Annotated in this window: 10 protein-coding genes; 4 read left to right on the forward strand and 6 right to left on the reverse strand. The window is 37.9% G+C overall.

The window, feature by feature from the left end:
• Window positions 1-1,057 precede the first annotated feature (1,057 nt).
• The gene (locus tag F6K15_RS26040) at window positions 1,058-2,530 is read left to right on the forward strand and encodes a leucyl aminopeptidase (RefSeq protein ID WP_293066342.1); all 1,473 of its coding nucleotides are present in this window, start codon (window positions 1,058-1,060) and stop codon (window positions 2,528-2,530) included.
• Between the two features lie 779 nt (window positions 2,531-3,309).
• Here the strand turns inward: F6K15_RS26040 and F6K15_RS26045 are convergent.
• Window positions 3,310-4,569 (reverse strand): flotillin family protein, encoded by a 1,260-nt coding sequence (locus F6K15_RS26045; RefSeq protein ID WP_293066345.1) that lies wholly within the window; start codon window positions 4,567-4,569, stop codon window positions 3,310-3,312.
• On the opposite strand from F6K15_RS26045, the gene F6K15_RS26050 reads away from it, so the two are divergent.
• Window positions 4,568-4,759 carry a hypothetical protein gene (locus F6K15_RS26050; protein WP_293066348.1) on the forward strand — a complete coding sequence of 64 codons (192 nt, stop codon included), beginning with the start codon at window positions 4,568-4,570 and terminating at the stop codon, window positions 4,757-4,759. The two genes, F6K15_RS26045 and F6K15_RS26050, sit on opposite strands and share 2 nt — an antisense overlap.
• Before the next feature lie 57 nt (window positions 4,760-4,816).
• Here F6K15_RS26050 and F6K15_RS26055 read toward each other — a convergent pair whose 3' ends face one another.
• The 5 genes from F6K15_RS26055 to F6K15_RS26075 all read right to left on the reverse strand — a co-directional run bounded on the left by F6K15_RS26055 (window position 4,817) and on the right by F6K15_RS26075 (window position 9,829).
• Entirely contained in the window at window positions 4,817-6,274 is a 1,458-nt protein-coding gene (locus F6K15_RS26055; RefSeq protein WP_293066350.1) for a flotillin family protein, read from the reverse strand.
• 95 nt (window positions 6,275-6,369) lie between these two features.
• A complete protein-coding gene (locus F6K15_RS26060; protein WP_293066353.1) occupies window positions 6,370-6,567 on the reverse strand; it encodes a hypothetical protein in 198 nt (65 codons plus the stop codon).
• Window positions 6,568-6,573: 6 nt separating this feature from the next.
• Entirely contained in the window at window positions 6,574-6,918 is a 345-nt protein-coding gene (locus F6K15_RS26065) for an NfeD-like protein (protein WP_293066356.1), read from the reverse strand.
• A gap of 421 nt (window positions 6,919-7,339) precedes the next feature.
• Complete coding sequence (locus F6K15_RS26070) at window positions 7,340-7,948, reverse strand: NfeD-like protein (RefSeq protein WP_293066359.1); 609 nt, start codon at window positions 7,946-7,948, stop codon at window positions 7,340-7,342.
• A 279-nt stretch (window positions 7,949-8,227) separates the two neighbouring features.
• A complete protein-coding gene (locus F6K15_RS26075) occupies window positions 8,228-9,829 on the reverse strand; it encodes an SDR family NAD(P)-dependent oxidoreductase (RefSeq protein WP_293066362.1) in 1,602 nt (533 codons plus the stop codon).
• 739 nt (window positions 9,830-10,568) lie between these two features.
• Here F6K15_RS26075 and F6K15_RS26080 point away from each other — a divergent pair.
• Complete coding sequence (locus F6K15_RS26080) at window positions 10,569-10,793, forward strand: hypothetical protein (RefSeq protein WP_293066365.1); 225 nt, start codon at window positions 10,569-10,571, stop codon at window positions 10,791-10,793.
• A 304-nt stretch (window positions 10,794-11,097) separates the two neighbouring features.
• Window positions 11,098-12,864, forward strand: coding sequence for an alpha/beta hydrolase (locus tag F6K15_RS26085; RefSeq protein ID WP_293066367.1), 1,767 nt, complete (start codon window positions 11,098-11,100; stop codon window positions 12,862-12,864).
• The last annotated feature ends 611 nt before the right edge of the window (window positions 12,865-13,475 follow it).

The raw sequence follows: 13,475 nt of genomic DNA on the forward strand, positions 1-13,475 counted from the left end.
TTAAATAATTCGCGCCTTGAAGCCGACCCTTTTAAAGGGAAAAAAAGCGGTCGATCTTCGTAGCTTCCCGCAGGGTGGGATGGCTCCGAAACCTGCGCTGTCCTCCAATCGACCAAGACAGCGGTCGAGGGATGGCTCCGAAACCTGCGCTGTCCTCCAATCGACCAAGAAAAGAAAATATTCCTTATATTCAATTCCGTAGCGGTTAAAACCCGAGGTAATTATCAATTATCCATTAATGAAATATACCTAATGTATAGCTAAAATGATACCTATTTAAAAGGAATTAGTATTCAGAAGCTGATACCTGAAAAGCCGTTCCCAGTTTCAATGCTCTTATCAGGACATGATGTTACTCGATATACTGGCAAGGTTAGCTGATCTGCTTTTATATCAAATCCAGTTAAACAGTTATAGATTGGTTAAGTCTTTAGGAGTCAGGAGTCAGGAACAACAAGTCAGGAGGAGAGAGAATCACAAAGATTGAGTAGTTATGACAATTCGATATTTTTTGATGTCCAATTCCCCCAAATTTGATATTACCCATACTTTCTTTAAAGACAATGAAGCTTATAGAACCCATTTGGTATTTTTCGGCGATTCAGTTTTTTGCGAGGAGTCAGGAGTCAGGAACAACAAGTCAGGAGGTGGAGGGAAGGCATAAGGGAAAAAACGGATGCGACCCCGCGCCCTTCGGGTTTGGCAGTTGCGTGACTGTCGGGGGACCCGCAAGGGCGCACTGCACTCACCGTCGCACGGCGCAAGCGGTCAGACCCCGGCGTTAGCGGAGCGGCTCTGTCAAGAGCTGGTTTCCTCGCCATGGGAATGCTGACCAACAGAGGGAACGTGCACCAAGCAGGTTGAAAAATACTCCCATCTCCCCATCTCCCCAACTCTTTTTAAATAGCTCTCAAATGGGTTCTATAGCTGATGGGTGACGGCTGAATGCTTACATATTAACTTAATCAAAAAAATAATTAAAAAAGTAATTATCCGAGTTTGAACTCAAAAAAACGATTAAGATAATTTACCAATAAACAATTAAAAGGAAATCAAGATGGAAATTAGAGCAATCAATACACCTCTGTTAGAATGGACCGGAGATGCCCTAGCCATTGGTTTATTTGAAGATACCGATAGCATATTAACCGGGGATATGGCCTATTTGAATGAAAAGCTGACTGACACTTTATCTGAACTAATTGAAGAAACAGAATTTAAGGGTAAAGTCAACAGCAGTGCTTCGACTCGTGTGGGCAGCAAAAAATCCATCCGCAAAATTATTATAGTGGGCCTTGGTAAATCGGAAGAGCTAAAATTAGAAACTCTGCGCCAAGCAGCAGCAACTTGTGGACGCTTGGCAAAAAAGGAGAGGTGCAAAACTCTAGGCATTAGCTTGCCAATATGTGACAATGCTGAAGCTACAACTGCAGCCATTACAGAAGGCATTGAGTTAGTCCTCCATCAAGATCATCGCTTTAAATCTAAACTGGAAGACCAAGGGCCAGATGTAGAAAAAGTAGAGTTAATTGGTTTAGCTGGCTCTGATGAAGCCATTGCCCGTGCCCGAAAAATCTGTTCTGGGGTGATTCTAGCCAGGGAACTTGTAGCTGCACCTGCTAATTCCTGTACCCCAATAACTATGGCTGAAACTGCTGAAGCTTTGGCTCAAGAATTTGGGTTAACTATAGAAATTTTAGAACAAGAAGATTGTGAAAAATTAGGCATGGGAGCTTTCCTGGGAGTTGCTAAAGCTTCCGATATTCCACCAAAATTTATTCATATCACCTACAAACCAGAAGGTACTCCTCGTAAAAAGTTAGCAATAGTAGGAAAAGGCTTAACTTTTGACTCTGGTGGCTTAAACTTAAAGCCTTCTGGTAGTGGGATTGAAATGATGAAAACCGACATGGGTGGAGCTGGTACAACTTTTGGTACTGTTAAGGCGATCGCTCAGTTAAAACCAGATGTGGAAGTTCATTTTATTAGCGCTGTCACTGAAAATATGGTTAGTGGCCACGCTATGCACCCTGGAGACTTCCTCACTGCTTCTAATGGCAAAACTATTGAGGTTAACAATACGGATGCTGAAGGGCGTTTAACTTTGGCCGATGCTTTAGTCTTTGCCGATAAATTAGAAGTAGATGCGATCGTTGATTTGGCTACTCTCACAGGTGCTTGTGTTGTGGCATTGGGTAATGATATTGCTGGTTTATGGAGTCCGGATGATGATTTAGCTGGGCAACTGGCGACAGCGGCAGAAAGTGCTGGTGAGAAACTATGGCGGATGCCTTTGGAGGAGAAATATTTTGACGGGTTGAAAGCTATGCACGCTGATATGAAAAATACTGGTCCTCGCCCTGGTGGTGCTATTACTGCTGCTTTATTTTTGAAGCAGTTTGTTCAAGATACACCTTGGGCGCATTTGGATGTTGCCGGTCCTGTATGGATAGATGCTGAGAATGGTTACAATAATGCTGGTGCAACTGGTTATGGCGTTCGGACTCTGGTGAATTGGGTTTTGAGTTAGAATTCAGGAGTTATCACTTGTTCGGATAAGCTATAATAGCGTAGGTTGGGTTAAGCGACAGCGCAACCCAACAAAAATCGGATAAGCTATACAGCGCTTTTCATATTGATGAACCACATCTTCACAATCACAACCCAGTAGGGGCGATTTCCTACGGAATGCTCCGCAAACGCGAATCGCCCCTACTGTAGTCTACGCAAATGAAAACCGCTGTAATACCGTAGGTTGGGTTAAGCAGCAGAGAAGGGAGCAAGATGCTCGAAGGGATGGGAGCAAGATGCTCGAAGGGATGGGAGCAAGATGCTCGAAGGGATGGGAGCAAGATGCTCGAAGGGATGGGAGCAAGATGCTCGAAGGGATGGGAGCAAGATGCTCGAAGGGATGGGAGCAAGATGCTCGAAGGGATGGGAGCAAGATGCTCGAAGGGATGGGAGCAAGATGCTCCCACTACCGTGATCATACCGTAGGTTGGTTTTTGTTTCGCAACAGTCTAGTAGTGGACTGTTTCAACTAAAATGATGCAATAGGAAATTGGCTAGAGATTGCTTCACTATCGTTCGCAATGACAATTCTAATGCACTATTTAAGATGAAACAGTCCAGTAGGGTGCGTTACATTTCATTAACGCACCGCCTATCTCAAATTTTTCGCTCAGTTACGCTACCGCTAACACACCCTACTGGACTGACTAAAAATATACCAAATGGGTTCTATAAATAAATGACGGAGTCCTCAGGAGTCAGAAGGTAGAAAAATGCTCCCCTAACTCCCCCACTTCCCTACTCCTCTACTCCCCTACTCCCTATACCCCGATCGCTTAAACTATTTACCGTAGCAGCTACATCAATACCAGTAGTTTGTTTGAACTCCTCAATAAAGGCAGCCATTTTTGTGGCATTGCTCCCACCTTGGGTATTAATCACAGTCACATTATCCACTTCAACCTCCGGCACAGTAGATACCATAATCTTTAGCAACTCTTCCAACTTCTGGTACAGAAAAACTTCTCGTGCATTTGTACCAGCAGCTTTCCAAGATTCTGCCAACTTCTTAATACCTTCAGCTTGTGCTTTTCCTGGTTCGACAATAGCAGCAGCATCTCCTTTAGCACTAGCGATCGCTCGCTTACATTCAGCTTCTGCGGGAGCAACGACATCTGCTTGTAACTGTTGTTCTACTTGCTTAATACGCTCATTCTGCACTGCTACTTCAGCTTGAGTCCGCGCTACTTCTGACCCAATGTCAGCCTCCGCTTCCGCTACCACGGCTTGCCGTTTTGTCACCGCATCTTGAATACGTTTTTCAGCTTCTGCACGAGCTACAGCAACTTTAGTTTCAATCTGTTTGAAAGAAGTATTTTTTTGGTTTTCTGCCTCTCGAATAATTGATTCTGCCTGGGTTTTTGCTTCAGCAATACGAGAATCTCGCAACAATTCTGCTTGTTGTTTTCGACCAATAGAATCAAGATATCCTACATCATCAGCAATATTCTGAATTTGTAGAGTATCCAAAACTAAACCTAATTTTTCTAGGTCGTCTTCTGCTTCCTCCAGTAAACTTTTGGCAAAAGCAATTTTGTCTTCATTTACTTGTTCTGGTGTCAGAGAAGCTAACACACCACGCAAATTTCCTTCTAGAGTTTCCTGGGCTAATTTTTCAATTTCCTGGCGAGTTTTGCCTAGCAGCCGCTCGATCGCATTGTGAATAGTAGGTTCTTCGCCAGCAATTTTGATATTTGCCACACTCTCAACTGTGAGAGGAATACCACCTTTAGAATAAGAATTATTAACCTTGAGTTCAATAATCATATTACTCAAGTCCATGCGGAAAGCTTGTTCCAACAGGGGGACGCGAATGCTACTACCTCCCTTGACGAGACGATATCCAACTTTTTTATCGCTGTCTCCCACACGGTGACGACTTCCAGAAAAAATTAGGACTTCACTTGGTTGACAAATGTAATAAAGGTTGCGAATGACAAAGACACCTGCACCAGTACCAAGACCGAAAACTGCTAGTAATGCTAATACTATTTCCATGATTTTTTTACTCCGTTATTTTAGTTATTGTAAGAAGGAAGAGGGAAGAAGGAAGAAGGAAGAAGGAAGAACTGGATGGAGAATTAATACCATTTCACGGCAGTCAGAAGTCAAAACTCATATCAAGTCTCATGAAGAACGCCATAATAAATTAGCTATCTTGAAGATGACTAAAGATGAATTCTGCTGAACTTAGAAACTTATGGCATTGCATAATTGCGGGATGATTTAATTCAGAGAGGATCAACTATAATCCCCGTGTCTCCGTGTCCCCGTGTCTCCGTGTCTCCATGTCCCCGTGTCCCCGTGTCCCCATGGATGAATTTTGAGCCTCCAGAGACTTAATTTCTTTCCCATTCCCATTGCTGAAATTACCTGTCACATCAACGCCAAGGGTTTGATTAACATTGTTGAGAAACTGGCGGAAGATTTCAGGATAAGCATTCACCAAACTAGCGATCGACTTGCCATCTCCACTATCAATAACTTTGACATTTTCCAATTTAACTTGTTCTGTCACTTTCGCGGACTCACGCAAAATCATACTAATTTGCTGTAAGTAGAACAACTCCGCAGCATCGTTGCCAGTTTCGTGCCAAACCTGGGAAAGCATATCGTTAACTAAAGCTTCAGCTTGAGCATTTTCTGAAACAGAAGCAGCATTTCCTTTTGCTATGAGTTCTTTTGCTTGCCGTTGTGCTTCTGCTGGCAATACTTCATCTGCTTCTAAACGCAATCTCTCTAACTCAGCGCGGACTGTTTGCAATAGTTGTTCTGCTCTTGCCCTTGCTTCTTTAGCTGCTGCTTTGGTTCGTTCTTCTTCCGAACGAGCTTTCTGATCCCATTCTGCTCGAATTTTGCGGAGTTCGTTTTCTTTCTGGACGATCAATGTTTCTGACTGAGTTTTGGCAATTTCTGACTGTCGTTGGCAGTCAGCTTCTATTTGTTCTGCTTCTGCTTTGGCGTTAGACTCAGCTATTTCTGCATCTCGGCGAATCATGGCAATTTGTTGACGGCCGATGGAGTTTAGGTAGTCTACGTCATCGGAAACGCTTTGAATTTTCAGGATGTCGAGTTGTAGACCCAATTTTGCTAAGTCGCGACTCACGTCTTCGGCAATGCGTTCGGCAAATTGAAGGCGGTCTTCGTTGAGTTGTTCAGGGGTCAGGGTGGCGACTACACCCCGCAGGTTTCCTTCTAGGGTTTCTCTTGCTACACGGGTAATTTCTGAGCGGTCGCGGTCGAGAAATCTTTCTATGGCATTGCCTACTATTTTGGGGTCATTGGAAACTTTGATATTGGCGATCGCTTGAATATTTAGTGGAGTACCGCCTTTGGAGTAAGCATTCCGCACTTCCACAGGTACTGGCATGGTGCGTAGGTCCATTGTTTTGGTTGTTTCTAGAATTGGGATGGGAATTGCTCTACCACCGAAGATTACGCGATAACCAACTGTTTCTCCTTCTTTTGTCCGCCGTTTTCGACCGGATAAAATTAGTATTTCATTGGGTTTACAAATTTGTATGAATGTGTTGATAAACCAGATTAAAACTATTACTCCAAATATAGATAGAGCGATGGGTAAACTTGTAGAAATTTTTCCTGTAAAATTCTGAATTGGCTGCTTTTGTATTACAGGAGGAATTTGTGCTATTTCTACAGTGGTTAATTCTGCTTGATTTGATTCTAAATTTTTACTTTTCATTAGTTAAGTTTCCTCATTTATTTTTGTGAAATATAGTATTTTTCATGTAGTAGTATGGAAGTTCGAGTTAACTGGCCTACAAATCGTTTTTTTACCTAAAAATATTTGTGGTTATTCATTATCTTTGTCTGTGGTGGGTTTAATACCCCACCGTCAAGGGGGGTGCTTAAAATTGTTTGGGGTTTGTAGACACGGAGTGGCGTGTCGAAGACTATCCATAAGCAATTTTCCCTTCTGCCTTCTGCCTTCTGCCTTCTGACTTCTGACTTCGTTAAGCCTTCTGCCTTCTTCATTTATGATTATTCCTGGTGTTGAAAAGATGATTTGGAAATTACCCACACCTGATTATTTTCTGTGCCAATAATAAATACTTCTTCTCCCTTAGTAAATTCTTTAGATTCTTCTGTTGTACGGGCAATTAATCCTATGCTAGTTCCTTTAACATTTAGACTAACTTTACCTTTACTATGAGTATCAAATGGAATTTCCACAGTGCAGGGTAGACCTAAAAAATCTTGAGGACTGACAAGACTATTTATGACTTGGTTTTGTCGAAAAATCGACAACAATAATACTATTAACATCCCACCAAATATTCCTACTCCCACTGAAATATAGGCTAACATTAAAAGTTGATTTTTCATGCTGATTTATTCATATCGCAACTATATTTAATACCAAGCGTGAAAAAAGAATGTTACAAATAAACTGGCTAGTAAATAATTAATAATTAATAATTTACCGAATAATTAAGGTTTAAAGCCTCTCACTCGCTGTGGAGAAACAAGCGGTCGTTTGCGGAGCATTCCGTTAGGATGGGATGGATGGGTTTCCTCACCATATCTAATCGACCAAGAGAGAAAAAATTTTCCTTTTATTCAATCCTCTTCCTTTTGGGGAGAGGTAATTATCAATTATCAATTATCCATTATCCATTATCAATTATTGAACACGCCACCTAGAAAGTTATTTGTAGCAAACATTTATCAATTTGGTATAAGTTGTGCAGAAAACCTCTTGAAATTGGGGAATTGGGAAATAGTAATAGAGGATAGCTTAAAAATATTAAGATTCATCCTCTGATGTTCTATCTATATAATCTTCTGATACTACCCATACTCTATGATTTTCTATTCCCACGATAAATGCTTTTTCTCCTCTAGTAAATTCCCTAGATTCTTCAGTAAAAGCCATCAATTCTATAACAGAATTTTTCACATTTAATCTAATTTTTCCTCTACTATTTTTATCAAAAGGAATCTCCACAATTCCAGAAAGACCTACAAGGTCGCCACTACGCACCAAGCTATCAGCTTGACGGTTTTTTAAGGTATATAATACCCATGCCATAATTGTGCCACATAAAATACCAACAATTATAGAAATAATGGCAATTATTGTTGGTGAAAGAGTGGAAGAAATATAGGATAACAAAATTCCAGTTAGCCCAAAGAAACAACTGCCAAAAGTCCAAAATTTGAGGCTGAACAATGGTAGCCATAATCTTCTGCGACGCTGATATATTGAAGTATTAACTTGTCTACTTGATTGGTCTGTAATTTCTAAGTCTGGGTCAAAGTCTTGGTCAAAATCTACACCATCTAGACCCGCAAAGGCGGAGAGTGCCACAAATGCTCCACCAATAATTAGACAGAAAAAATAAGCTGATTCCATAGGTTGTCCTTCATAATTTTTAATAGCCTCTTGGTCTATTTATATTCTGGCAAATTAGTTTCTATTCAGCCTATTTGTAAAAAAAATTTGTGTTTGACTAGAAAACTACTTTGTTATAGCCATCCTATTTCAGTTATGAAAAAAATATTTTTGAATTTAAGGAAAAGGGGTAAACTAATACGCATTTTAAATGCGTATTAGCAAGCCAGAAGTCAGAAGTTAGAAGTAATAAGGCTTCTTCCCTCTTGCTTCTTGCTTCTTACTTCTTCCTTATTCCTTCTACGATAACAATACTGACTGTTGATAATTAGGATTATAATTAGGTAAAACTTCTACGCTAGGTTGAGTAACTCGTAAAGTTAAGGATAGTCTAACTTTACCGCTAGTATTACATACAGAGCGATGAATAAGTTCATCTGTAAACATCACAAATTGACCTGGTTTGAGAATGACGGGTACTGAATTTTCTGCCAATTTTTCTGTAACTTCAAAGAAATTATTGCCACTAAAAGGGTCTGTAATTTTTACAGATAAATTGTGGTCTTTTTTAGCATTTGGTATAAATTCAAAGCCATTAAATTTATTGACTTCAGTCAGAGCAATATAAACATTAATTGTTTTACCTACACCAGAAAGCAATTTTGGATAAGAGTCTCTGTGCCACAAGGGGATTAATTGTTTTGCGGGATAATTTACCCAGAGTTCAGAACGCCATAATACTAATTTTTCTCCTAAATATTCTTGCAATTTTGCTAATAATTTTTCATCCTGACATATTTTCCAAATTTTAGGGGAATCAAGATGTCTTTCCATGTGAAATTCTTGTTTCCAAATTTTAACTAATAATAGAAATGCTGAACCAAGTTTCAATTTCCATAAAAAATTTAAAAAGCGTAAAAATAATAATTTTCCTGGAGGTTTTGGTAAGATTTCTGCAAAAATTGTTTTGGTAATTTGACCAATTTCTTGACTGTCTAGTTTGAGAGTGTAGGGACCGGAGATTCCAGAATAATTATCATAATTAATTGTTTCGTTAATTGTTGTATTCTGGCATCCACTCCAGAGTAAACTTCTTTCCCAAAGTTGTTTTGCTAGATCAATATCTGTTGCTATTTTTGGCAAATGAATTTCCTGGGTTTGGGAATCAAAAAACTTACCACTTATCTCTTTTAGTTGACTAGACTGGGCACAGAATAATGTACTATTTGCACATTTTTCTGGAGAAATTCCTAAACCTAAATATTTGCTCAGACTATGCCAAATTGTAATATTAGATTGTACAAATCCTGGATGAACAGGATTAACAGTTACATTTGTATTTTCTAATTTTCTGGTAAGTTCAGTTGTCAACAGCAATAAACATAATTTAGAGACAGAATAAAGTTCTAAAAAGTTGAGAGATGTTTTTTTGACTAATAAATTCCAAGGAATAGTTTTTGGTTTTAATGCCAAATCGGAAGCCACCATAATAATTTTACTAAAAGCAGAACTCTTGAGTTTTTCTAACAAAAGATATGTCAGTAAAAAATGACCTAAATAGTTGGTACCCCAAATTAGTTCAAATCCTTCTTGAGTAATACCTCTTTGATTAAAAATTCCAGCATTGTTAACTAAAATATGTAGAGGAAGTTGCCTAGCTACAAACAAATCAACAAATTGACGAACTGAATCTAAAGAAGCTAGATTTAAAGGTAAAAACTCAACGTTTTTATTGCCACTAACTTGACGAATATAATCTACAGCTTTCGTGGCTTTACTAATAGAACGACAGGCAATAAATACATGACATCCAGCTTTGGCCAAACCAACAGCAGTCATTAAACCAACACCAGAATTACCACCCGTAACAATACATACTTGATTTTGTAAATCTTGATTCATAACTTACAGCAGTTTTCGAGTCTTGGAGGTACAAAGTTTTATTGCCCCAGGGAATAGGGAACAGGAAGTATAACAATAATCTTACAACTGTACCTCAATATTGACAATGAACAATTAATAATTGCCTTTCCTTATAGCTGATTTATAAAGTAAACATTAAGAGGCTGGATGCTCTACAGTGCAAAGGTTTGGTCATATATAAGCCTTTGGGCATAATTTCCAACAAGCCTAGTCGAGAAAGAGGTGTAAACTAAGTTTACAAATTCAGTTCTAAACACGCTAGGAACCAAATAAATGATACCTAAAATCACTCGTCTCAATCAACATCAGTTAGAAGTTTTTTCGTTTGCTTGTAAGCATTCAGGTATATCAGATATACAGTTAATAATTTTGAAAGCCAGATAAAGCACCCGGTCATCATAAAAAAAGCAATATGTAATTATCAAAAAGCAATAGATTGAGCAATTCGTAATTATCAAAAAGTAATAAATTAAGCGATTCGTAATTATCAAAAAGCAATAGATTAAGCAATTCGTAATTATCAAAAAGCAATAGATTGAGTAATTCGTAATTATCAAAATTTAATTATATAAATAATATACAAATTAACCGGATTTTTTCAAAATATATAGATAGTTTGATTACAAGTCTAATAACCTGATTTAATATTGCTAATACTGTTTTAGTTTGACAAAATTAGAGTTTATTAGGAACTTACAAAATTAAACAAAATTAATCTATGACTAGACCTACACCCACTACTACAAAAAAATATCAAAAAATAACCAGCCTATTAAGCTTAAACAGACTGGTTGAGGTTTTAATTGTCTCTTTAATCTCATCTAGCATAACTTTGCAGGTTCAACCAAATGGTATCCAATTACAGGTTAAACCTAACGAAGTAATAATAGACGTTAATACGTCTAGTAAATCTTTAGCAATTCGATCTTTAGAAAATCGATAGAATTGTCGATCAGATGAATTCTTACTGCCAATAGGAATTCATCTTAAGCTAGATAATTTATATTTGTCCTAATCACTATAAACACTCTATAAAAGTAATCAGCAAGGAGGAAGGTAAATTAACTCTAAAATATGCCGTTAAAAATTTATCGGAAATTCACTTCTGTAGGATGACCAAATCCCTTTTGTTCAGGTACTAGAGGCTTGAGTATTTCCCATTATTTATATCTAAAAGTTAACTTTTTGAGAAAACCACAAAAATAGGGAACAATAATTATTATCAGCTGAAATTGAGGCAAATATTTATGAATAGGCATCGTTATGGATTTTTACTAAGTTTACTATTATTAGGAACAGGCTTAATATTATCAATTATATTTAATCCTACTATCGGTATTGAAGTAACATCTATAAATATTGAAATAGACTCTCAACGAAATTTAGTCAGTCGTATCTATACCCCCACCACAGCAAAACCTCATCCAGTAATATTGTTGTGTCATGGTGTCAACAATAGCAAAGAAATGATGACACCTTTAGCAGTAGAATTGGCAAGACATGGAATAGCAGCGATCGCTTTTGACTTTGGCGGTTATGGCGAGTCTTATTCACTGAAAAATAGAGAAAAGTCTATAGAAAACTTAGACAAAAACACCAAAGCAGATGCTAAAGCAGTTCTCGCATACATTCGCGATCGCCCAGAAATTTTTGACCAAGACCGCATTGGTATTCTTGGTCATTCTATGGGTGGTGCAACAGCATTAAAGTTGGGGCAAACAGAAGAACTATTGCGCTCGACAATTATTTTAGGTATGAGTGGCAGCGCTACTATCACTACTCCTCGAAATCTATTTTTGGGCGCTGGTGTATACGAACAAATTAACCCTCCTGAAGATTTACGAATTATGTTGCAGCAAGCAACGGATAGCAAAAACTCTGTTTGCATCAACGACAGTAATAATATTTGCGGTAGTTTCAGTAATGGTACTGCTCGACTGTTAATAATTTCTGGCACTGCTGACCATATCATTGCCACCTACGACCCACAGTTAATGACGGAAGTTATCAAGTGGGTGCAACGTAGTTTAGATGTTAATTCTGCTAAGGAGGTAAAATTAGCTGCACCCGGTTTAATCATTTCTATGTTATTAACATTTGCAGGTGGTATTGCTTCTGGTGTTTGTGTATTGCTCCGACCTGATGAAAAAATCAGAATGCAGACTACAGAAACGAGAGGAGAAAGTTTGGTAGAAGAAATATATTTTCGTCAGATCAAAAAAGCAGCAACGTTAAAAGTACAGTTATTATGGCGACGTTGCGTTACCTGGTTATTGGCAATACAAATGACCGTTATTTGGTTGATGGCAATAAGAGGTCTGGCACTGACCAGAAGCGCGAGTAATATGCTGGTGTTTTGTTATGTTTTGCAACTGTGTAGTAATTATGCTTTACGTCGTTCTGACAAGTTGACTTCTATTTTGCGAGTTGTCTGTTTATATGTTTTGCTTTTGATAGTGGCGTTTTTATTGCCGACATTATTATGTGGAGTCAATGAAATTTTAACTACGCCAAATTATCTGGTAAATTTACCTCAATTTTTGCTCCAGTGGCCGTTTTTTGCCTTCTATAACTACACCATAGCAGCTAAACTAATTTTGATTCCTACTTATACTTTAGAGTTACAGGTTAGTTGGTTATTTGTATTATTAGTGTTGTTAGAGTTGATGTGGTCTGGGATAACTTTGCTAATAGTGGAGCAAATTTTAGTGGGGAGTGTGAAATGGTTACGTCGTCCGTTTGTTTTCACTGGAGTGAGTAATATTTCCCAGAAACAAATTGGTTTATTAGGGTTATTATTGTTGGCTTTTTTCGGGGTATTGTATCAGCGAGCGAGCGACGGTTTATTGATAGTAGTAATGAGTAAAGGAATATTAGCATTACAGATGCTTGGATTATTTTTATTTTTGCCTATAGGAATTATTGTGGTTACTGTTAGGTCTTTCTGGTTTCAAAATTTAGAGTCTCTATTAAAAGAAGAGGGAAGAAGGAATACCGTTTCACGGAAGTTATAACTCAAAACTCAAAACTCAAAAATAAGATTTTATAGCAGAAAAAGGAATACCATTTCACGGAAGTTATAACTCAAAAGTCAAAAGTCAAAAATAAGATTTTATAGCAGAAAAAGGAATACCATTTCACGGAAGTTATAACTCAAAAGTCAAAACTCAAATTTTATAGCAGAAGAAGGAAGAAGGAAAAATATTGCGTTGTCTGAGTTTTAAGCTCTTGAGCTGTCCTAACTTTTCCTTCGACTTCTATATCAGCTTAGTTTCGTGCCTTGTGCGTAAGTCTTGATCGAATTAATTTTTCCGAAATTTATTAACAGTTTAATGTAGTTAAAATTGACAAAATATAATCATTTAATTGATGCTAAGATTCGCCAATATTTTTAAACAAAAACAAAGACTATTGAACAACTATATTTATTTATAAGCAAAAAAAATGAGTATTTCAAAATATCTATATATACCCATTGTGGCTGAATTAATTAAATACTGTGTAAGCATTCAGCAGTCAGCTAACCTCATAAGCGCAGAACTGCGGACTTCAGTTATCAGCTTTATAGAATTAAAAGTATGGAAAAAGTCCATCACTTAACCTTAGCAGTCTATCGAACCACATC

The organism is Okeania sp. SIO2B3, from assembly GCF_010672525.1.
In the GTDB taxonomy this organism is placed as follows: Bacteria; Cyanobacteriota; Cyanobacteriia; order Cyanobacteriales; family Microcoleaceae; genus Okeania.

Bases quoted from the DNA above. Each gene is read 5' to 3' on its own strand.
- F6K15_RS26040 (WP_293066342.1), top strand. From the start codon at position 1,058: ATGGAAATTAGAGCAATCAATACACCTCTGTTAGAATGGACCGGAGAT.
- F6K15_RS26050 (WP_293066348.1), top strand. From the start codon at position 4,568: ATGATTTTTTTACTCCGTTATTTTAGTTATTGTAAGAAGGAAGAGGGA.
- F6K15_RS26045 (WP_293066345.1), bottom strand. From the start codon at position 4,569: ATGGAAATAGTATTAGCATTACTAGCAGTTTTCGGTCTTGGTACTGGT.
- F6K15_RS26055 (WP_293066350.1), bottom strand. From the start codon at position 6,274: ATGAAAAGTAAAAATTTAGAATCAAATCAAGCAGAATTAACCACTGTA.
- F6K15_RS26060 (WP_293066353.1), bottom strand. From the start codon at position 6,567: ATGAAGAAGGCAGAAGGCTTAACGAAGTCAGAAGTCAGAAGGCAGAAG.
- F6K15_RS26065 (WP_293066356.1), bottom strand. From the start codon at position 6,918: ATGAAAAATCAACTTTTAATGTTAGCCTATATTTCAGTGGGAGTAGGA.
- F6K15_RS26070 (WP_293066359.1), bottom strand. From the start codon at position 7,948: ATGGAATCAGCTTATTTTTTCTGTCTAATTATTGGTGGAGCATTTGTG.
- F6K15_RS26075 (WP_293066362.1), bottom strand. From the start codon at position 9,829: ATGAATCAAGATTTACAAAATCAAGTATGTATTGTTACGGGTGGTAAT.
- F6K15_RS26080 (WP_293066365.1), top strand. From the start codon at position 10,569: ATGACTAGACCTACACCCACTACTACAAAAAAATATCAAAAAATAACC.
- F6K15_RS26085 (WP_293066367.1), top strand. From the start codon at position 11,098: ATGAATAGGCATCGTTATGGATTTTTACTAAGTTTACTATTATTAGGA.